Source organism: Pseudoalteromonas sp. TAB23, from assembly GCF_000498075.1.
Taxonomy (GTDB): Bacteria; Pseudomonadota; Gammaproteobacteria; order Enterobacterales; family Alteromonadaceae; genus Pseudoalteromonas; species Pseudoalteromonas arctica.
Window position 1 is genome coordinate 1 of record NZ_AUTP01000276.1, and the last position, 20575, is coordinate 20575.

The 20575-nt window shown below is 39.9% G+C and carries 16 protein-coding genes and 1 pseudogene; 12 read left to right on the top strand and 5 right to left on the bottom strand.

Annotated elements, in window-relative coordinates; translation table 11 throughout:
• Positions 1-88 precede the first annotated feature (88 nt).
• On the bottom strand, positions 89-3073 hold the full coding sequence (locus tag L654_RS0116585; RefSeq protein ID WP_008126957.1) for a Tn3-like element ISKox2 family transposase: 2985 nt from the start codon (positions 3071-3073) through the stop codon (positions 89-91).
• A gap of 229 nt (positions 3074-3302) precedes the next feature.
• On the opposite strand from L654_RS0116585, the gene L654_RS0116590 reads away from it, so the two are divergent.
• From L654_RS0116590 to L654_RS0116605, 4 genes and pseudogenes are all read left to right on the top strand, one after another.
• Positions 3303-4955: a phage integrase SAM-like domain-containing protein gene (locus L654_RS0116590; protein ID WP_024608497.1), complete on the top strand. Its 1653-nt coding sequence runs from the start codon at positions 3303-3305 to the stop codon at positions 4953-4955.
• Positions 4952-6757, top strand: coding sequence for a tyrosine-type recombinase/integrase (locus L654_RS0116595; protein WP_024608498.1), 1806 nt, complete (start codon positions 4952-4954; stop codon positions 6755-6757). The genes L654_RS0116590 and L654_RS0116595 overlap by 4 nt, the downstream gene beginning before the upstream one ends.
• Complete coding sequence (locus L654_RS0116600) at positions 6750-7154, top strand: hypothetical protein (RefSeq protein ID WP_024592037.1); 405 nt, start codon at positions 6750-6752, stop codon at positions 7152-7154. The genes L654_RS0116595 and L654_RS0116600 overlap by 8 nt, the downstream gene beginning before the upstream one ends.
• Positions 7155-7306: 152 nt before the next feature.
• Positions 7307-7969: pseudogene (locus L654_RS0116605) on the top strand (IS3 family transposase); the annotation flags it as partial.
• A gap of 417 nt (positions 7970-8386) precedes the next feature.
• On the opposite strand, the gene L654_RS0116615 reads toward L654_RS0116605, so the two are convergent.
• Both L654_RS0116615 and L654_RS0116620 read right to left on the bottom strand, forming a co-directional pair.
• The gene (locus tag L654_RS0116615; protein WP_024608499.1) at positions 8387-8734 is read right to left on the bottom strand and encodes a type II toxin-antitoxin system RelE/ParE family toxin; all 348 of its coding nucleotides are present in this window, start codon (positions 8732-8734) and stop codon (positions 8387-8389) included.
• Positions 8718-8993 carry a prevent-host-death protein gene (locus L654_RS0116620; RefSeq protein ID WP_024608500.1) on the bottom strand — a complete coding sequence of 92 codons (276 nt, stop codon included), beginning with the start codon at positions 8991-8993 and terminating at the stop codon, positions 8718-8720. The genes L654_RS0116615 and L654_RS0116620 overlap by 17 nt, the downstream gene beginning before the upstream one ends.
• 252 nt (positions 8994-9245) lie before the next feature.
• Between L654_RS0116620 and L654_RS1000000128000 the strand changes: the two genes are divergently transcribed.
• Together L654_RS1000000128000 and L654_RS0116635 are read left to right on the top strand one after the other, a co-directional pair.
• Positions 9246-9419, top strand: coding sequence for a hypothetical protein (locus tag L654_RS1000000128000; protein ID WP_158001147.1), 174 nt, complete (start codon positions 9246-9248; stop codon positions 9417-9419).
• Between the two features lie 914 nt (positions 9420-10333).
• A complete protein-coding gene (locus L654_RS0116635) occupies positions 10334-11218 on the top strand; it encodes a DNA replication terminus site-binding protein (protein WP_024608501.1) in 885 nt (294 codons plus the stop codon).
• Here L654_RS0116635 and L654_RS0116640 read toward each other — a convergent pair.
• Positions 11195-11866, bottom strand: a complete 672-nt coding sequence (locus L654_RS0116640) for a hypothetical protein (RefSeq protein WP_024608502.1) — start codon at positions 11864-11866, stop codon at positions 11195-11197. The two genes, L654_RS0116635 and L654_RS0116640, sit on opposite strands and share 24 nt — an antisense overlap.
• 315 nt (positions 11867-12181) lie before the next feature.
• On the opposite strand from L654_RS0116640, the gene traF reads away from it, so the two are divergent.
• The 4 genes from traF (at position 12182) to L654_RS1000000127560 (ending at position 18348) form a co-directional block, all read left to right on the top strand.
• Entirely contained in the window at positions 12182-13204 is a 1023-nt protein-coding gene (traF, locus tag L654_RS01000000126275; protein ID WP_024608503.1) for a conjugal transfer protein TraF, read from the top strand.
• Position 13205: 1 nt separating this feature from the next.
• Positions 13206-14648: a conjugal transfer protein TraH gene (locus tag L654_RS0116650; RefSeq protein ID WP_050582309.1), complete on the top strand. Its 1443-nt coding sequence runs from the start codon at positions 13206-13208 to the stop codon at positions 14646-14648.
• Between the two features lie 3 nt (positions 14649-14651).
• A complete protein-coding gene (locus L654_RS01000000126280; RefSeq protein ID WP_050582310.1) occupies positions 14652-17372 on the top strand; it encodes a conjugal transfer protein TraG N-terminal domain-containing protein in 2721 nt (906 codons plus the stop codon).
• Positions 17350-18348 (top strand): hypothetical protein, encoded by a 999-nt coding sequence (locus tag L654_RS1000000127560; protein WP_029753655.1) that lies wholly within the window; start codon positions 17350-17352, stop codon positions 18346-18348. The genes L654_RS01000000126280 and L654_RS1000000127560 overlap by 23 nt, the downstream gene beginning before the upstream one ends.
• Positions 18349-18394: 46 nt before the next feature.
• Here the strand turns inward: L654_RS1000000127560 and L654_RS0116665 are convergent, their stop codons facing one another.
• Complete coding sequence (locus L654_RS0116665; protein WP_024608505.1) at positions 18395-18916, bottom strand: hypothetical protein; 522 nt, start codon at positions 18914-18916, stop codon at positions 18395-18397.
• 759 nt (positions 18917-19675) lie between these two features.
• Here L654_RS0116665 and L654_RS01000000126285 point away from each other — a divergent pair.
• Positions 19676-19978: a helix-turn-helix domain-containing protein gene (locus tag L654_RS01000000126285; RefSeq protein WP_024608506.1), complete on the top strand. Its 303-nt coding sequence runs from the start codon at positions 19676-19678 to the stop codon at positions 19976-19978.
• Positions 19978-20550, top strand: coding sequence for a lytic transglycosylase domain-containing protein (locus L654_RS0116675; protein ID WP_024608507.1), 573 nt, complete (start codon positions 19978-19980; stop codon positions 20548-20550). Before L654_RS01000000126285 ends, L654_RS0116675 begins: the two co-directional genes overlap by 1 nt.
• The last annotated feature ends 25 nt before the right edge of the window (positions 20551-20575 follow it).

The window sequence follows — 20575 nt, forward strand, 5'->3', positions numbered from 1 at the left end:
GGGGTTCTAGGGATTTTCCCCTCTAAAGTAACATAAATCGCCACAACCCTCGCAGTTAATGGCTTGTGGAGCTGGGTTACCTTTCATTTTAGACTTCATTTTCAACAATAGGCCTAGTTATTTCCTGTAAATCAGGTAGTTTGCGGTTACTAGCGAACTGATAAGTGCCGCTCAGATTAATGTTCTGCCATGCAACGGGTGATACTTGTCGAGTTATTGCTGCTTTTTCCTCGTCACCAACTTCTTCAAAGTGCAGTAATAGATGACTTAGGATCATCGAGTTAAAGTAGATAATAGCATTTGCCGTCAAACGGGCACACTCGTTCCAGACGACTATTTCTGATTCGTTTTTTCCACGGAACTGGTCACGATTGACCGATGCAATAGCTCGCCTGAGGAAATGCCAGGCTTCGCCTCGGTTCAGTGCTCGTTGAACATATTGGCGCAGACTTGCATCATCAATATAATCAAGTAAATATTGGGCTTTGATGAGCCTATTATATTCCGTTAATGCTTGTAATATAGGGTGTCTAGATGGATAACCAGATAATTTGCGTACTAGCAATGCCTGTGTTGTGCGTTTTTCTTGAAGGGATAACACAATACGCTGAATATCCTGCCAGCCTTCTTCAATCACATTCATTTTTATCGGCTTTTTCAGCGCCAGATGCGTGTTTCCGTCGTCGCTTTCAGTTACGTTAAATAGGTCATTGATCACACTGGTGAACTGAGCATACCTAGGCGCAAAACTATAACCGCATAAATCCAATAAGGCATAATTAACATGATTAACACCATGGGTGTCGGTTGAGAGGACATCTGGCTTAAGATCACTAGTATTAGATTGTAGTAAGTCGTAAATATAATGGGACTCATGCTCATTAGATCCTATGATACGGGCATTTAACGCACTATGATTGGCAACTAACGTCATGGCCGTAATACCTTTGTTGGTGCCGAAGTATTTCGAGGAGTAGCGAGTTTTAAAAGTCTCAAGGTGAGTTTCAAATTTTTGCCCATCGGTACTGGCGTGCAGGACGTCTTCTTGGATGTGATAGTGGCGGAAAATAGGGAGTGCCGCTACTGCGTTATTGATGATATCACTAGCCTCTTGCAAGGTTTCAGGCCTAATATAATTAGCTTGTATAGTGCTTAGATGCTCATAACTGCGATCAGATATTTGTGCCATCCCATATACGCCGCGATGTGTCGCATTCGCAATTAGAATAGCCAATAAATCATCCTGATTGGCGCCTACTTGTTTTTGTATTGGCAGCACGTGTGCGAAGCATTGCATAAAGTTGGTTTCTTGTTCAACATAACGCAACACATCAGCAATACTGACGGGGATCATTTGTTTAAAGAAAGGGTTGTTGACAAGTGATTGGGAGCCTTTAACTGGCAGTCGCCATCGTGTGCCACTTCGGCTCTTCATGATCACATTGCGGTTATCACCATTATCAATGTGACGAGCAACATCTTCTAGGGATGTTGTTAAGCGTATTTGTTTTACTTGCAGTAGCTTCTGAATCGGCTGCTTTAGCTTTTCCAATGTTGATGATGCCAATAGATCAGGCTGTATTGACGATGCAATTAAGTCGTCTTCTAGCGCACGATATTTAGTGACGTTTGATAAGTAAATTCGACCATTAAGCCGAGAAGCCAGTTGACGGTAAAGCAACCATTCGTATCGCTGTGGATGAACAACATCCTTGTTAATTAACCATGGACGATGTTTTTGTTGGATAAGTGTACTATCCATTGTTTGCAATGTATTACCTGCTAATAGTTCTGTTTTTGTGGTTTTGAGCTGGGTCACTAATGCTTCTGAGCCTTTACCTGCTTGGCATTCAAGACATAGAAACACGGGCCTTAATAACTGCTCAATTAACCCGTTTTGATCATCATAATATTGCCATTGATATTCTTCTACCGTGCGTTTTTGCTTTTTTAAGTACAGGCATAGCGTTTCTATATCTTGGTTATTCATTACACTTAATGCTTGTTGCCTAACCGTTGCAAATGGTTGATTATCGTCGATACTGTCATCAACAAACAGATGCAGTAATTCTGCGGCTTTGGTGACATTGTCTGCAGCTGACCTCCATGAGTCAAACACTGCCTGTTGGGCAAACGCATGCGCAGCTTCTTGTTGTTTACGGATATGATGAATAAACCCATCAGCCAATCGCTCTAGGCTTTGCCGTATGCGTTGAGTCAGAAAACACAGCAACCATAGGTGTTGCTGTGGACGCTTAAAGCGTTTTAGTTTACTGCCATAATAATCCACCATTTCACCGAAGTGTTGTTGGTTTTTAGACGATAAGGCTAAGCCCTTAACAGCATTATCAATCTGTCTTGTATAAGGCTGTAACTGATGATACACCGTCAGTTCTTTTTTTAGCTCTGTCACCATAACGCTTTTTGCACCGGCTCGAAGCTGGCTTAAGGAGAGCCCATCTTTGTCATCGATAATAGTATTTAGAAATCCGTGTAGTTCAGATGAAACATGAATACGAAGCTTATTATTTAACGCCTTCTTGACCTGTTGGATAACACGACTGATAAGCTTTTGTAAGACAGTATATTTAGGGATGGCAATTCTATGCGTTGCTAGATATTCAGCGGCTGCATCGAATAGATAACGAGGCTCAAGCCAAGCTTTGCCGACCATAACAAGATGTTCGTACAGCGGCGCAAAGTGCAGACTTTCGTCCCATTTCTGATAGTTTAATAACCTCAGTATTCTTTGATATATACGGTCACGCTGCATCTTATTAATGCTGAAAGGCCTGATCCCTTTGCCTCCTTGAACTTGCGTTGAAATAAACTGCATATCGTCAAAGATGAGGTTAAAGCTAGGTGAAAGAATCACAGGCTTAGACTTAAAATACCCTAATAACGCAATGAAATAGCATCGGTGGTTCCTTAGGCGAATACTTTTCAACTCTGTTAACTCGATCTCGTTTGGCGTAAAATACAATCGTTGTTGTTCAAGTGATAATAGCGGCGGAGAATATAGATCAAGCTGCTCAGCTTTGGTAAGAATTGATAGTTCGTTTTTTATAGCCATAGGAATTAAATTAAGTTTAAGGGGTTGTTAACCTCATAATTTGCCATACTTTGGAGAAGTAACCCACCTTTGTATGCCTTTAAATATGGTGAGTATGGCGATTTATGTTACTTTAGAGGGGAAAATCCCTAGAACCCCACGATGAAATATTTACATTTGGTTAATGATTTGGTCGATGACTTGTCGATTGAGTATCAACAACAGATTGATGCGATTGTGTAGGTGAAATATGGCGAGACAAAGAAAAAAACTGTCTATTAACAAAGACAAGCTAAAGAAAACATCGGCAGTAGAGTCAACAACTGACACTGCTCAAAATCGAGAAATAGTCCGACCAATCAACCCTGTAGTGAATTACCCGAATATCGGTTCAAAAGGTGGCAATGGTTCTAACGTCAATTTTACTCGTTTCTATGGCAAAGGTTATGACGACATTACAAATCGAGTGTACTACACCGCAAAAGCTCTGCTGAAAAATACCGATGCTCTTAGCGAGGAAACTCAAAAAGGTTATTTTAAAAATGGTTTTTTCCATTTCGCTGAATACCTTACATTATTTAGGTATTCAGCGGGTGAGGACTTAACACAAGATGACATTACGCCAGAGTTGATCGAGCAATATTTACTGCACCTTAGAGGTTGTGAGTTAGGGTATAACACCCTAAAAGGTTACTACACTCATCTCAAGTCAATGCTGATACACATGAGGGACAAGGGCTATTGGTCAGTCATTGATGACATAAACCTAAACAGTGATTTCTTTCCTAAGAGCCCATTTCCAAATTCAAGTAAACGTGCAAAGGGCGAGAAACCACTGACTCCCCATGAAAAAAGGCAGGTGGTGGTTGCGCTAAAACAAGCAATTAAGCCGATTTATCAAAAGACCGAACCACTAACAGGTTATCAGTTAACACTGTGTTTGTTAGCTGTGGCGATTCAGACAGGCATCAACACATCTCCGCTTCTCAATATGACTACCGACTCATTGACCGACCACCCACTTAAAGATTGCCGCAAGCTCTTAACCGTATTCAAAAAAAGAGGCAACTCCACGCAATTGCACAATTTACGAAAATCACAGGAACTTGAAGTAGTGCAAGGAATAAAGCTTGATGTGGCTTATCTTATTGAGGCTATCATTGAGCGTAATAGCCAAGTGAGAAAGTCTATCGATTCCGACTTGTTATTTGTCTATGAGTCTAGAGTTGCCCACATAGGTGCCGAGAGAGGTACGGCCTCCTCTCTAGCAGAAAGGCTGCTTAGATATAACATCAAAAAATTCATCAAAGAGTACGACTTAAGAGATGAAGATGGTCGAACGATGAAACTTAATGTAAGCCGTTTTCGCAAGACGTTCATCAATGGTATTTATGAGCTGAGTGGTGAGAGTTTGTTAATTGCTGCGCGGCAAGCCAAACACAGTGGGACAGGAACGCTTGACCACTACCTGCAAGCTCCCGAGCAATCAAAGCGCAACTTGGGCTTAATGGGTGAGATACGAGTTAAAGAGCTAACGTGCGCAGAGCCAAGCGTCCCTGTAGGGCATTGTAAAGACCCTAAGAATGGCGATAAAGCACCGAAAAATGGCTCGTTCTGTAATGACTTTTTAGGCTGCTTCCGCTGTAAAAGCTTCGTTATTACAGGTGATGATTTGTATAAACTCTTTAGTTTTTATTGGGCGATTATTCGAAGCCGTGACGAGTTTGGTCGTAAAGACTGGAAGCGTCATTTAAAAAATGTTCTAAGAATCGTAGATGAAGAAGTTGTCCCTGAATTTGCTAAGCTTGGCCAGCTACAGCGTGTAGAGACTGAAAAAGAACGGGCAAGATCTAATCCACATCCGTACTGGCAAAACCTTGATATGTTGAAGGTGACGCAATGAGTTCAATTGAGTTAATACTCACACAAGCTGAGTTTGCAATTCAGCAATGTCCAAAGCCAAGCACCAGTGCGCTTGAGCAAGTCATTGATGGCTCTCTAACGGGTATCGTGACCTACATTAAACTCGCCAATGGTGAATACCAAACGCTATCTCGATTTGAGGAAGATGTATGGGTGTTTCCTGCTAGTAAAGGTACGAAAGCAACTATAGCAAGTGCATTAAACCTTACTTTTTCTACGATTGATGATACTCAAATGAAGCGCATGGCAAAGTGGGTAATCTGGAGCAAATTCAAAAAGGGGTTAGCTCTTAATACTCTTGTGAAAACATTGGACAAGTTGAAAAGTTATTTTCAGTGGGTTTTAAGTTCAGATACTACAGTTACACATGGGCTGACAGCTTTTACCTCAAATGCCTACGTTAGGCATGTAAATACCCTGCACTCAAAACGAAAAGGCGAGACTAAACCACTGACAGCAGTCACCAAGGTGGATAGATTCCGCATTCTAGAAGACCTTTATTACCACTGCAAAGAGTTTGATTTTGTCAAAGAGCATCCTTGGCCTCAATCAACCGCTAATGAGCAAGCAGGGTATGTTGGTGAAGCGTATCGGGAAGCCATTACCAAAGGTAAGACCCCCATTATTCCAAATAAAGTGCTAATTCCGCTGTGCCAGTTTACTAAATCATACCTAGATAAAGCTGATGAAATTCTGAAATCGTCAAAAAAGAGAGAAACATTGCTACTGCGAGATAGCTGTATCTTCTGGCTGTTACTCACAACGGGTATGCGTATCCATGAAATATTAGGCATTAAGCGTGATGCGTATCGCTCTGAAACGAAAGGTGACACCACTTACTACCACATCGAAACTGTCTCTGAGAAAACACATACAGGGTTAGCTGAGTGGATTGCGCCAAGGATAGCCACGGAAGCGATTGATATTCTTGGCCGTTTGAGCGCTCCACTTCAAGATCAACTTGAGTGTGATTTACTAAAAGCGAAAGCAAGCAACGATCATGTGGAAGCACATCGACTTGAGGAAATATCAAACCACATCTGCCTATCGAAAAACCTGGGAAAAGGAAACGCAATTTACCTATTGTCAGGGGTGGCAATGACTAACGCTAGGTTGCCAAACTTATGTGAACAGATAGGGAGTAATTGGAACCTATCAGCGCACCAATTCAGACGTACCTTTGCTAATTATGCGGTTCACTCTGAATTAGGTGACTTGAGAGCATTAAAAGATCACTTTAAACATTGGTCAATTACCATGACCACTTTGTATGCCTTTAATGATGCTTTGGATGCTGAATTGTTTGAAGAAATGCTTCGAGAGAAATATCTGGTTGAAGAAGAAATTAAGCAAGATTGGTTTGAACTAGACACGCCTATCACTGGTGGCGACATAGCTCAAAACATCATGAAGGTCCGTGAGGATAAAGAGTTAATTAAATCTTTTGGCTCTCTTAGTGCTATGGCAAAGGCATACTCTAGCTCCATACCAATTCGCTCAACAGGTATTGGGTGGTGCACCAATGATGATGAGTGTAAGTGTGGTAAGCCTGATAGCTGTGAAAGCGGCATTGTAGATAAGCGACACCTGCCTTATTGGGAGGGAATGCTAGTGCAGCAAATGAAACTGATGCAATTGGATGATATTGGTGAAGCTGGTAGAGCGGCGGTAAAAAAAGGCATGGAACGCTGTGAAAAGGTTCTAGTGGCATTGGGTATTGATGTTGAAGCTATGAAGCAAGAGATTAACGAGAGAAAGGATATCGAGGTGATAAATGTCTAACCAGAAAGAAAAAGCGACACATAAAGCGGTTCGACTTGCCATTGTTCGAATCGAAAAAGGTCGTCCAAATACTGTTTCTCATAAACGTAAAATGAGTGTCGCTGCCGTTGCCGAAGAAGCAGGTGTAAGTCGAGCATTGATTCACCGTGATTGCCCTGAACTATTAGAGCGTATTAAAGGCGGTGTAAACAAAGACATTCGACAGCAACGTGATGCCAAACAAACTGAACTTAATAAATACAAAGACCGCAATCGAGAGTTGCGGTCTGAGGTGGCAGAATTGAAAGCTATGCTCGCTAAAGTTCAATCACAAAATGCTACGTTAATACGAAAAAACATGGCTCTGAGCAATGCTCGTGCGGACAATAACAATGTAACGCAACTAATATACAGCTAATTGCCTGAATTTAATGGTAATAATTTCAAATTAAGGTTACTTTTGAGATAGTTAAAAACATCCAAAAGTGTAACCTTAAACAAAGTTATATAAAACATAAGGTTAGCTACAGTTACATGTAACGAACTATTTATAATTATTGTCTTCCGACATTTGGATTATGTTTTTTATATTTGCGTAATGTAAAAAAGCACAAGTGGAATCACAAGCGAGTTTACCGCATTTACCGTGATCTTGTGTTAAATTTGCGGATCAAGCCAAGGAAACGCTTAAATAGAGATAAGCCTGAGCTATTGGCAGTACCAGAAACCATCAATGAATGTTGGTCAATGGATTTTATGCATGATCAATTAGCGGATGGCAGAGCATGTCGATTGTTTAATGTCATTGATGACTTTAATCGTGAAGGGCTGACTATTGACGCTGATTTATCACTTCCTGCTGAACGTGTGATCCGCTCGTTAAATCAAATTATAGAGTGGCGTGGTAAACCCAAAGCTATCAGATGTGATAATGGGCCTGAATATATTAGCAAGCAGCTAGCGCAATGGGCGTTAAATAATGATATCGAATTACGGTTTATTCAACCCGGTAACCCGCAGCAAAATGCCTATATAGAGCGCTTCAACCGAACGGTTCGTTACGACTGGCTAAGTCATTATATTTACAGAGATATTAGTGAGTTACAAGATAAAGCAACCGATTGGTTATGGACTTATAATAATGAACGGCCTAACATGGGGATAGGTGGCATAACCCCCATACAAAAACTGGAAAAGTTGAACAACGAAGATTCTACAGATAGCCTCCATTAAAAATGGGGGGATTACCGAGGCTTTACAGCAAAGAAATACACAATGGGAAGCTTTGAATTCAGAGGGCAGACTAGCGTTTAGGCAAAATGAATATAAAAAAATAGTAGAATCACTTGTAAGTAATTCTCCAGGAGAAAATGATGCAATATGTTTTCATGCAGGGGTTGAATTGTTTGAAAATGACAGGACACCACGCCACCATTATATTCAATCGTCTTTTGATTCAAATGTATGCCAAAATAACAAAACCACTTCAACGAGAAGACCATGAAACAAGAGAAATATTAGAGCTGTTTTACAAAAAATATTGTAGAACATAAAGGCCAATAGCACTTCTGGGGAGCAATACATCGTTTAGAGGATCAGCCGACATCCTTTTTCGCGCGCCTGTTAGGGCGCAAGAAAATAAAAAAGTTCTTAAATATGCATCAGACAGTAGTCTGTCAGGGCCCTTTCTATATCTTGTTTTTGTGATAAAAATACATCAGCCACTACTTTACTTTCATCTTTTATGACGCGGTATAGTATTCGAATGCCGCCTTTGTTGTACTCTCTCCATGTTTTAATTCCAAGCTCTTGCATTAGAGGCGGTGATATTTGGCAAGATTCCGGTGCTCGTTTTATTCTTTCCTCAAAGTCATCTATTATTTTCTCTATTTTACTAATAACTTCTATTTCAGTTGAGTAGTATGATAGATGATTGATTAGGTTTTCCGTTGTCTTATAAAATGATTCGGTGTATTCAATCTCAAATTTTTGCGTCATTATTTATTTTCTCCGCTTCAAGTTTACGATTGGCTAATCGTTTCTTGAATGAAGCACTAGACATAACTCTGTTGTTTTTTGAATCTTCTACAGAGAATGATAAAAGCTTCAATAAAGCGACCGCTTCATCTCTTCTTTTCTTCTCTGCAAATGACTCAATAACAAACGATGGGATTCCGTTCTGAGTTATAATCATAGGCTCATCAAGTGTTAAAGTAGCCGCATTTTTCTTTAGGTAGCTGATAGTCTCAACTCTCATGGTATTCACCTTTTTATTTGTTCCAAATTAAGCACGAAGTATTCAACTGCTTACTTAAATTATAGCATGAGAATAATAAAAGACTAAATTTAGTCTTTATTTAGGCTTCCCCACAAGGTGTATATCTTTATTTTAAGGTTTATCCACGAGTACCTTAGGGTAAGTCTTTTTGTGTGTAGATTTTTTTAGTTGATATACTCCTCCTAAAGAAGAATAAATAAGGATTCTATTCGTGACGTTTTTAATGAGTATGTGACAGAAGAGTGGTTTGGTTTATCGTTTAAAGAGGGGGTTTGGGCGCGGGTATTCCAAGTGTTTCATGCATTATTATTTGTTCTACTTGCTATGCGTGGATTTGTAATAGGTCTTGTTATTGCAATGATTGTTGGGGCGGGTATCTTCGTACAGTGGCTTATTTTTGGATGAAGTTTTAAATAAAACTTTTCCTATACTTAGTGTTATATCCTATTTTCATAGCTAATCATTTTCCCGTTACTTCAATTCCACTGCATCCCTACTTTAAATCATAAGTTCAAAATGTTTAATAGTTTATCGCATTAGGACTAGTTAGTCATGTTGCCATTAAATGCATTAATACTTGTTAAACATATAATTTATTAGCTTTTAAGGCTGCCAGGAAGTTGGGTAAGAGTTTTAAATGGTGTTGTGTTAGCCATTGCTTTTACCTTAGGTGGTGCTGAGGGGGGGCTAGCTACTCAGGATAAGCGACTTTAGAGTAATTAGGGATCACTCTTTAACTAACCTAACGCTGGACATTTAACAATGAGCCTATTTTTAATCAAAATACCTTATTGGATGTATACCCACTAATTGAAACAACCGTTGAAATGCGGTGTACAAACACCAGATGTTGGCTAAAGTAAATAGAACAGGTCAATAACCTACTTCAAAATCCAGTGATTTAAAACAATTGAAAACTAATCAACAAGACATATTTGATAGGTAAAAAATTTTCCGTTTTCAAACAAATAGCAAACCGTAAAGGTTGGACTTTTGAAGATATTGGAAATCAAAGAGACATTGACGCGGATACGGATTTAAGTGGTAAGGCTCATCTAGACCATCATGCATTTAAGGGTTTCTAATAACACCCCCTTAACCCCGAGCTTCTTCTCAGCCAACCTCATTGCCTTTTCTATTTTATCTCTCTTTTTCTCTCTCTTTCTCATTCTAATCTCAGGGCGAGGCCAGCCAAAGTAGTACCACAAAAGTTAATATTAAAAGAATTACATGGTTAACTTCCATTATATTGCATGATGGTCTAGTCTTAACCTATTAACTGTAATTTGTTCTATCACTACAAATATCGAGTGCATGCCATGCCTTTTATCGCGGATCGGTTTGATGAGTTAAAAAACAATATCCGTTCTCTCAATACAATTCTCACACATACGCAACCATTAGCCGCTCTTGCCTACCCACTACCCTGTACCTCAAAGGGAATGGAAAGTGAACCGGTTAAATATATTGCAGCAGAAGAACATACCGGACATAAGGCTGTTGAGCTCGCGGCATCGTGCTACCAAGACCTTTATATACAACCAGGCTATTCACAAAAATCAGCGCGGCGCACTGTGGGCGTTATTTGGCTCTCCCCTACCCAAAACCCAACAAGCATTACTATCCCTGAGCTGGTGGATAAAATAAACTCAGCAAAAACTGATATCGAAAACCATATAATTCAAACGTATGAAACAAGGCAAGACCGGTTTGAAGCGCTTCGCGCAGAGTGCCCTGGCATTATGACCATGCACCTATATAGGCATATTCGGTGCTATTATGAGCAAAATATTCATTCAATTCGTTTTGCCTGGCAAAGAAAAGATTCGCTATCTAAGCCGGTTAAAAAAGACCTTTTACTTAAAATTGAAGAGGAATTTGATAAATCGGGCCCAGAATACCGCGTCCCTCTTGAGCAATTGATCAATAGAATTAAACAAACTCCTGGGGAGCTACTTAGGATACGTCGGCAGGTTCGCGTACAACCCGCAGCGAATATATGCTTTGATGCTGGAGCAAAAACAGTGACGGCACCAATGCCAATAATCATAATTCAAAGTAATGAGCTTAAACTTAAGTCTTTAACTGATTTTGATGCTAAATCACAAAGAAAAATACGCTCTGATAAAGTGGCATCAGAAGTTATCGGCTCCTTTGGCGGGGTGACTATTGAGGTGTTTTCAGAACGCCAATGTTCTACTTAGGTTAGGCTGTATATCTGATTTTCGCTCCAAATGATTTGCCCAATAATGTAAATTAGATACCGTTTTATAGTAATCATGCCTATTTACAATGTCATCAAATGATATGATTTTTGTTTCTAGCACCTTGAGGCTTAGTGGCGAAAGGTTGTTTTGTGTTTGATAATTACATAAGTTTTTATCTAGCAAAGCCTCAATATTATCGAGGCCTTTGCAGCAAGGGTGAACTTCTATTATATGAGTATGCTGGTATTGCTGGTGGGATAAAACAAACACTCTATCTTTGAATTTTATTGTCGTTAGGAAATCACCATCATTTATATCACCACCCCCGCTAACCTCATTTAAAAATGGAATAAAACTACGTATCGATTGTCGTCCTTTGCAGTGGCGAAAACTTCCTAAGCAAACACTGTAATCAGGCTGTATAAATAGCTCCTCAGTGATTGATATTGCGTATTTTGCACCACAGAGGAAGAGTACATGCTCTAAATAATCAAGATCTAAATTGTCGTTGAACACTAGCTCACGCAAAGACTTAATTGTAATTCCACAACGTTGAGCTACGTACTTAGCACCGTGAAAATGGCTCTCGATATAAAACCAAATTTCTTTGGATAAAGCAGGTTGAAAATATGAAATTTTTGTCATTATGATTAATTACTAAATACTCATTGGCTCTCTTCTTAGCATAACTCAATTTTACAAGACTTAACATTGCCTGGGATACACCGAGGTGATGTAAGGTAGGAACATACACCCGACCGAGTGAACAAAGATACCAACCCCTAAAATAAAACTACTCCAATAATGCAGCCAGTATTAAGAAGGCGTTTAAAGCTAGGTACTCAATAAATTTTCACTTAGAAGGCTGTATTGCCCCTTTTTGGGCTGCTCTACGTGCCTACTGTTCATTACATATCCAGTAACATTCAATACTATCCCCATGAACTATGTATTGGACTTATGTTGAGAGTTAATAAAACATTTTTATTTGCGCTAGGGCTATCTACTTTATCACCATCAGTACTTTCACAAGATAGTGATGCAAATTCACGTTTTTATGATCGTAAAGCTGAAGGCTGGTTCTGGTACAAAGAAGAAATCCCGGTAGAAGAACCTGAACCGGAAATAACAAAGCCTTTAATAGCGCCGGCACCACAAAAACAAGAAGAGCAGAGCCCGCCTAAGCCATCCCAAGCCAAAGGCCCAGATGTGTTTTCATCTGCATGGTTCAGGGAAAATCTACCAAAATACAAAGATAAAGCCTGGGATAACCCTACAATCGAAAATGTTAGAGTTTACATGTACCTCCAACGGTATGCGATGGATAGAAGTGAACAGTTTGCTGATACGACTGAACTTGCCGTTGTGGGTGATCCATTCTTAGATGAAGAAAGCAGACGTCCATCTGCTACATTTGCCTCTCAAAAGCTTGACCGCTCCGCTGGGCGAGAAAAAGACTCACTAGCTCAAAGTATCGCCAAAAAAGCTGGGATCTTCTTTTTCTTCCGCTCAGACTCTGGAACTAGCCGGACTCAAGCACCAATTTTGAAAATGTTAGCAGCTAGAGATGGTTTTACTATTTTACCAATTTCGGTAGATGGCAAACCTCTTCCTAATGATATTTTCCCACACTACAAAGTAGATGATGGTCAAGCCGCTAAGCTTGGAGTAAATACATACCCGGCGCTCTACTTAGTTTCTGAGAACCATGAGATAGAACCTATAGCTCAAGGCGTTCTTTCTTTAGCTGATATCAAACATAGAATAATTCTAGTTGCAAAACGTCGCGGATGGATAACTGAAGAACAGTTTAATAAAACCAAACCAATAATGAATTTAGATAGCAATATAGCTGCGCTTTTAGATGAGCAATCTTACGAGTTATCTAACATAGCTAAAGATACAAACAATCAAGAAACAAACTTTATACCCCCAGAAAAGCTGGCCGAGTTCATAAAGCAAAAACTTTACGAGGATAATTAGTATGAACCATTGGATTTATTGGAATAAGAGAATGAAAAAAACAGCAGTGGCCGTTACGCTTGCTGTTTCAGCCTTAACCTTCCCCAGCTTAAGTCATGCCGGACTACAGGATGAACTTGACAGTATATTTGGCAGCATGAGTAACACAACCTCACCAGGTGTGTTTAAAACACAAAGGCGAGGGGTTTTATCTGGGGGGCGTTACACTGAAAAAACTAAAATATTCAATGAAAATTTAATCAGCTTCGCTCCACCCTCATGGAAAGGAGGCTGTGGAGGTATTGATATGTTCAATGGTTCGTTCAGTTATGTATCATCCCAACAGATAGTGCAGCTTCTTCGGCAGGTTGCCGCAAATGCTAAAGGGTATGCATTTCAGCTGGCACTCGATAACGTATGTCCTGACTGTTCAAAACATATTGAGTCTTTTCAAAAGAAAATTCAGGCTTTAAATCAGCACTTAGGTAACTCTTGCCAACTAGCTCAAGGGATTGTTAACGATGCAACCTCTTCATTCGAGTTGAAAGGCAAAACAGATGCCTCTATTCTTGCAACAGGCAAGGGGTTAGTTACAGACATGTTCAGTTCTAGGGAGGAAGTTGAGTCAGGTAAATCACCTGAGTCTTTGCTTGGAGAAGATGAGTTGCTAAGATCTGAGTTGATTGGGAATATTGTATGGCAACAACTTAGAAAACAAAATGCTAAGTCGTGGTTTACCTACGGCGATGATGCGCTTTTAGAAACAATGATGAGCCTGACAGGTACTATCATTAAGCACCCTCCTGAAGTTGACCCCGCGCACACCGGCGATCCTGCTGATGCTGAAAAAATAATGCCACTAATAACTAAACCGGCTAAACCTGACTTACTTGGAGCTATTTTAGAAGGTGGTTCAGTTAAGGTATACAAGTGTGATACTAACGATAAATGCTTGAACCCTACTGATGTAACATTAACATTGAAAGGGTTGGGTAGAAAAGTTGAAGATATGCTTTTAGGTACTTCTTCAACCCCTGGTATCATTACCAAGTATGCAAGAAACCAAGGTACATTAAGTGATCAAGAAAAAGCCTTTGTTTCGAGTCTTCCCTCAGGTGCCGGTACAATTGTAAGAAACTTAGCCATTCTTTCAGAAGATGCAGCAAGGATTTTTGCACTTAAAGCTTCTAATGCCATTGCTCTAACTATGGTTTATACAACCACCGAAGAGCTTTTTAGAGCAGTAACTCTTGTGGTGAGTCAATCTAAATCCCCCCACCAAAGCGCGGCTTTTGAAGTTGTTGGCAAATCTCAAAGCAAGGTTCGTAATGACTTCAGAGAATTGCGTTCACAATATGGTGATGTAGCTTTTTTAATAGAGCACTACAACACTCTACTTAACAATATTAGAAAGCAAAGATACACACTAAGTAATTTAACAACGAATAAGGCATCTCAGGAGTAAGTTATGTTTGAAATCTATTCAACCGGTGATGCCGCCTTCTTAGAGCAAATCTTAATGGCCGTTGCCATGGTTACATCTATGGCGTCATTTGAAAAAATGGTAAGCGTAGGGTTGTTACTTGGTGTTATTTTGATTTTTGTCCAAAGCGTTTTTCAAGGTGTAAAAGAAATTAATTACCATCAAATTTTTGTTGGGTACATCTTGTATGCCGCATTTTTTATACCTACTACCACTGTCGTTATAGAGGACTCGTTTTCGGGTCAAGTCCGAGTGGTTGATAATGTCCCTATTGGTGTAGGGGCTGCCGGTGGGATTATCTCATCAATTGGGTATAACATTACCAGCCTTTTTGAACAAGGTTATGGAGTTATTGTACCTTACGTGACAGAAACCCACTTTGCTGAATCATTGCAAATAATAAATAACACCCGGCGAGGTGTTTCTTCAACACCTGTGTATACAGCTATGAATATGGCTACAGGTGGTGATGCTGATATGCGATTATCCTGGAATAACTACATTCGAGAGTGCGCTTTAACTGCAATTGATCTTAAGGAAAAGTCGCTAGATAGCATAATGAGCCAAAAACTCCCTGACGCTCTAAGGTTTAACTCTGACCTTTACGGTACTCGGCTTTATGTGGGAACCACTGGTGGTGAAGATTATACATGTTCTGAAGCTTATCCATTATTAGTGTCCAAAACCAATCAAGCTATTAATAGTGCTCCTATGTCCGATGCTATCCTAAACGTTCTTGGTATTGATAACACATACACCGGTAGTTCCGGGCAAGCATACGTAACTAACTCTTTGGGTGTTTTAGGTGTCACTGCTACTGCCGGAACAGAGTATCTAACTGCAGCGGTTTTAGAACCAATATATTATGAAGCTGCACAAGGTCGTTATGCTGATTTTCAAGATATGGCTTCCGCAACAATGATTAACCAAGCAATCCAGCAAAGGAATACCCAATGGGCAGCTGAACAATCCATGTTTCTGACAATAGTACGACCAATGATGACCTTCTTCGAGGGATTTGTATACGCTATAACCCCGCTAATGGGGTTCCTTATAGTTTTAGGTAGTTTTGGTATTGGATTAGCAGCAAAGTATTTTCAAACACTACTTTGGATACAATTATGGATGCCGGTAATGTCTATAATTAACTTATATATCCACACTGCAGCTAACAAAGAGATGGCAAGCCTTGGTAGTGACTTCACTTCCATTTATGCATTGAATGCTGGAGCAGACCAATTACAACACTGGATAGCTACAGGCGGAATGCTGGCAGCAGCAACGCCTATAATATCTCTATTTGTGGTTACAGGATCAACCTACGCGCTCACAAGTCTAGCAGGTAGAATTAGCGGTAAAGATCATATCGATGAAAAAATTCAAAGCAAAGATTTAATATCTAATGGCCCTATTGCACAGTCTGCTGCATCTAACGAGTATAACGATGTAACAGGTATGGCGTCATCTGGTGCAGCGGGTTTAATGGGATCTATTTCATTCGGTTCAGGTTTGAGTAACATGACCTCTTCAGCGAAACAAAGTATGTCTCAGGCACAACAGAGCTTTTCACAATCCCTTGGGGCTAACTTTTCAAGCGGTACTATGAGTTCTCAAAGTTATGATAAAGCAGCCTCTATTGGTAGAACTCACTCTGCTATGTATGGGAAGTCTGAAGGTATCGTTAATGAAAGAGCCAATCAAATAATGGAAAACACCTCTATTGGCTCACAACACTCAGATGCTGTGAAAGGTATTGTATCAGCAGTTGCGTCTGGGGCTATTTCCGCTAAAGCGGGTACTAGCTTACTTTCACAAATATCTGAGCAAAATTCGCAAGGTGAAAAAGAGACACAAACAACGCCACAAAAAACATCAGAGAATGCAAGCCCGGGCTCAAAGGCAAGTAGAAGCAAATCAAATTCAGTTAACAACATGCAAGGCAAATCTAAATCTGGAAAAGTTGATGCTGATATAGGGGGTGATGTTAAGGTTTCAGCGGCTGCGAATAAAGAAACATCAGACACTAGAACAACTGCTTCAGGTGAAAGCAATGCAATATCCGACGCTCTTAGATTTAGTCAGCAGGAGCAGTCACAAGTTTCAAATAATTTGGCGCGAGCTATATCTACAGGCAACACTGAATCTTTAAGTAAAAGCTTAGGTAAAAGCGAAACTATGGCGCTCACTAACGCTTCACAAAAACTAAACAGCACTAGCGAATCATTTGCTGAAGCAAGCTCTTTAAATAATCAGTATGGAAGTTTGAATAACCTCAGACTCCGTGATGTGGGCTCACAAGTTGCGGGAAACAATGAAGCTATGTCCGATTTAAATAATTATTGGAATAGTGGTGGAGTTAGCGCAGAAACCAAGCGAGAAGCACAAGAACTTTATCAGCGATATAGCGCACCATCAACAGAAGGTGGGTATGGTTTAGATAATAACTCGGCTCTTGCAGCTGCCAGGGTGAAAGCATTACAAAATTCAAATAATCATGAGGGGACAAGCGATACACAATATCAGAATAACTTTAACGCAGCGTTAGGGGCTGTAGGTAAAAGCTTAGGGCTTGCAACAGGAAATGCTGGTGGATATAACGATAACTCAGATATTAAAACAGTTAATAATGACCGTTTAGCTGGTGAAATAACATCGGCTANCGGCCCCTGCGAACAGTATAACAATGCCTGCCAATGGCTATCCTGAGCATACAAACCCTGTAACCAGCAAAGATATACCTCCTGTTATTTCAAGCGAAGGAAGTGAAAACTCAGCGACTGTTGCAAATCAAGCCGGAGACTGGCAATCCGAACGGAATCAGGCGGCTGAAATGCCTGCTCGTCAAAAACTGATGAATAATGGGCCTGAATACAGTCGAATGGGTGCCGCCGAGTTTTATGGTGGCGTTGAGAATGCAGGTGGCTGGGTTAGCAGAAGAATGGAAGAGGCTAGTAATTTAGGTCAAAGTATCTTCAAGGCTGGCAGCGAAGGGCTTACCGTAGCTTCTGCGAATTTTGACCAAAGGGTAGCAGAGATGGAAAATAACCCTGAACTAAGAAGAGAAGTTATGGAGGCGGCGCGCTTGGACGATGCTGCAATGGAAGCTTCTGGAATAGGTGGTTCAGTACTATCTGGGCTTTCAACAGCTGGACGTTCAATTATGGGAGCAGCTGCAGCAGGTATGGAGCTAGTTAATGGTGATATAGGCTTTAGCGACCTTAAAAATATGTCATTAGAAGAAAAAGGATTGGTGTATCAATCTGCTATGACTCACGCATACGACACTGGGGGTGACGCTGCTGTAAAGGAGTTTGAAAATAACTTTGGAACAGACTTTAGAAATGACTTTTACGAAGAAGCTAGAACAAGAGGGTTAAATGATGAGCAAGCTCAAGTGTACGCACATTCTTTTGATCAAAACACATTCAGTGACAGTCCTGAGCGCCAGGCAGCAATCCAGAACCTAGCATCTAGCTACGCTGAAAGAGATGAAACCGGCGCAATTATTAGGGATGAGTCTGGAGCCCCAGTGCTTAGCGAGCAAAATCAAGAGTTTGTTGATTACTTAACTAACACCATCACAGAATCAGCTCGCGCTGGCTCTGAGCAATCTGGTGCATACCTTAGTGGCATAGCCCACTACAACAATACTACTGGGAGAAACGGTACAGGGGTCATGTGATTTTATAAAAATAAAAAAGGCAGTTATTAACTGCCTTTTTTAATATTTACATCCATAGTCCGTGAGGGTCATCTTCTTTATGTATTGGATTTATGCCGCCACGGCCATTCATACCCCAATCAAAACTGTCATCATCATCAATTGGGTGTTCTTTACTGCTCCCGGATGCAGAGCTATAGGAATGACTCATTGGTTCTAATCCTACAGGATTAACGCTAGGAGAAATAAACCCTTTAATCACCCCTTTAAGAGCCTTGAAAAAAGCATACGCAACACAAAATAAGGTTAGAGCCAACCCGGCAACCCAAAAAACAGGCAACCCCTTATCAAAACCTAAATGAATTTCTAAGACACCTAATCCAAAGAGAAGAAAACCAACTGCCAGCACGCTTTTTCTCACTACATTTAACGCTTTGAAGGCAATAAAAATTACTAAGGAGGCCGAAAGCACAGCTACCATAACTGGATTGAAATTAGATGTAAGAACACCTACCAGCATTAATAATAACAGAGCACAATATACAGCAAGGTTTTTACCAGCAAGCTTATTTATTTTATTATCAATCATTATGACCTCCTTATTTATCTTATACCTCAATTATAACACCAACTAAAATAATGCAACCCAGGCTAGTGGCAAAACTTTCACATGTGAAAGTTTTGCCACAACAATAATACCATCATTTATTACTAACCATTAATTTGAAACTTAGTTACATATCATTACAATTTTCAGTAGTTGTCACCTCTTTACAGTGTTGACTACATCCCTATTCGTCAATATCATGTAATAAGGAGAACGTTGTAAGGCGTCCTTCCCCCTTCAACTGAAGTTATTACCCTTAAATTCATACACCTATCTATTCAAAAGTGTAGCCTATTGAAAACGTCTATCAATTAGCATACAGCTAACACTCCCAAAATCTCTACTGAACATTTACTCATTAAATTAATGGCCTAATCACGAGCATTAATATTTCTATTTATTTTTATTATCCCCTAAATTTTAACCGCGTTTAAAATATATAAAACGCAATTTACTAACAATTAAAAATGAAGTTTATTAAAACTTATAAACACTAAAAAACATAACACAGTCAATAAACCACCTTCTTAATAGCTTCTAGCCCGCAAGCCTAGCGGATGGTGCGTTTTACTACTCAAATGTAAAACGCACTTTATGGCAAACACATAACGCAGTTTATTATATTTAAACATTGCAGTTTTTAAATTGTTGATATAGAGTTTTACTGTTCCTATTTTGCACATAGCAAATGAGCCGGAAATTCTATTTACTGATTAAGAATTAAAAAGTGAGTTAAGCAGAATGAATAATGGAAATATCGTTGATGCCAACATCCCTGAAGATACTGAAAAAAGAAGGGAGTGGATTAAATATCAGTTAAAAATCAGAGGGATTAGTATAGCTAAGCTAGCTAGAGAGCATGATGTTTCAAGGCAAGCACTTTCAACCGCTCTAGTTCGTAGCAATCCTCGTTGGGAGTATGTTATTTCAAATGCTTTAGGTAAAGCTCCTAATGATATTTGGCCGGAGCGTTACCAACATGCAGACCGGAACAGAAATATTATCATACCAATCACTCAGAAAAACTTGAGTAAGGGCGCATAATGAAACTAACATTAATTTCAATTGCTTTTACATTTGCTTCTTCATCATTTTCAGTAAGTGCGTTTGATTTATCAGGAACTGAATTTGCGTCTGCGGCTAAGCGTTATAATTTAGATCCGATTCTTTTATATTCTGTTGCACTAGCAGAATCAGCGTCAGGTAGAGGTAATGAAAAAATATCCCCTTGGCCTTGGACTCTTAGAACAATCAAAGAGCCATTCTACGCTTTAAACCAAAACCAAGCAGTCACGCGTTTAACCCAGTTACTAAAAGAAAAAGGTAGTAAGACTTCCGTGGATATCGGTTTAATGCAAATTAACCTTTTTTGGCACGGCCACCGCGTAAAAACTCCTGTCGATTTACTAGACCCTGTAATAAACCTAGATACCGGAGCGCAAATCCTTAGTGAAACTATTGCATCTGCTTCAGGAGATCTTGAATTAGGCATTGGACGTTATCACAACTGGAAAGATCACGTACGCTCAAGAGCTTATGGTAGGCGAGTGCTTTCAATTTATAATCAAATAAAAACTCTTCAGGAGAATCGTTATGCCACAAATTACGATAACTGATTTAGATATGAGAGCACTGCAAATT

What these genes read in the sequence shown, in the direction of transcription:
- L654_RS0116585 (WP_008126957.1), bottom strand. Translation starts at nt 3,073, where the DNA reads ATGGCTATAAAAAACGAACTATCAATTCTTACCAAAGCTGAGCAGCTT.
- L654_RS0116590 (WP_024608497.1), top strand. Translation starts at nt 3,303, where the DNA reads ATGGCGAGACAAAGAAAAAAACTGTCTATTAACAAAGACAAGCTAAAG.
- L654_RS0116595 (WP_024608498.1), top strand. Translation starts at nt 4,952, where the DNA reads ATGAGTTCAATTGAGTTAATACTCACACAAGCTGAGTTTGCAATTCAG.
- L654_RS0116600 (WP_024592037.1), top strand. Translation starts at nt 6,750, where the DNA reads ATGTCTAACCAGAAAGAAAAAGCGACACATAAAGCGGTTCGACTTGCC.
- L654_RS0116615 (WP_024608499.1), bottom strand. Translation starts at nt 8,734, where the DNA reads ATGACGCAAAAATTTGAGATTGAATACACCGAATCATTTTATAAGACA.
- L654_RS0116620 (WP_024608500.1), bottom strand. Translation starts at nt 8,993, where the DNA reads ATGAGAGTTGAGACTATCAGCTACCTAAAGAAAAATGCGGCTACTTTA.
- L654_RS0116635 (WP_024608501.1), top strand. Translation starts at nt 10,334, where the DNA reads ATGCCTTTTATCGCGGATCGGTTTGATGAGTTAAAAAACAATATCCGT.
- L654_RS0116640 (WP_024608502.1), bottom strand. Translation starts at nt 11,866, where the DNA reads ATGACAAAAATTTCATATTTTCAACCTGCTTTATCCAAAGAAATTTGG.
- traF (WP_024608503.1), top strand. Translation starts at nt 12,182, where the DNA reads ATGTTGAGAGTTAATAAAACATTTTTATTTGCGCTAGGGCTATCTACT.
- L654_RS0116650 (WP_050582309.1), top strand. Translation starts at nt 13,206, where the DNA reads ATGAACCATTGGATTTATTGGAATAAGAGAATGAAAAAAACAGCAGTG.
- L654_RS1000000127560 (WP_029753655.1), top strand. Translation starts at nt 17,350, where the DNA reads ATGCCTGCCAATGGCTATCCTGAGCATACAAACCCTGTAACCAGCAAA.
- L654_RS0116665 (WP_024608505.1), bottom strand. Translation starts at nt 18,916, where the DNA reads ATGATTGATAATAAAATAAATAAGCTTGCTGGTAAAAACCTTGCTGTA.
- L654_RS01000000126285 (WP_024608506.1), top strand. Translation starts at nt 19,676, where the DNA reads ATGAATAATGGAAATATCGTTGATGCCAACATCCCTGAAGATACTGAA.
- L654_RS0116675 (WP_024608507.1), top strand. Translation starts at nt 19,978, where the DNA reads ATGAAACTAACATTAATTTCAATTGCTTTTACATTTGCTTCTTCATCA.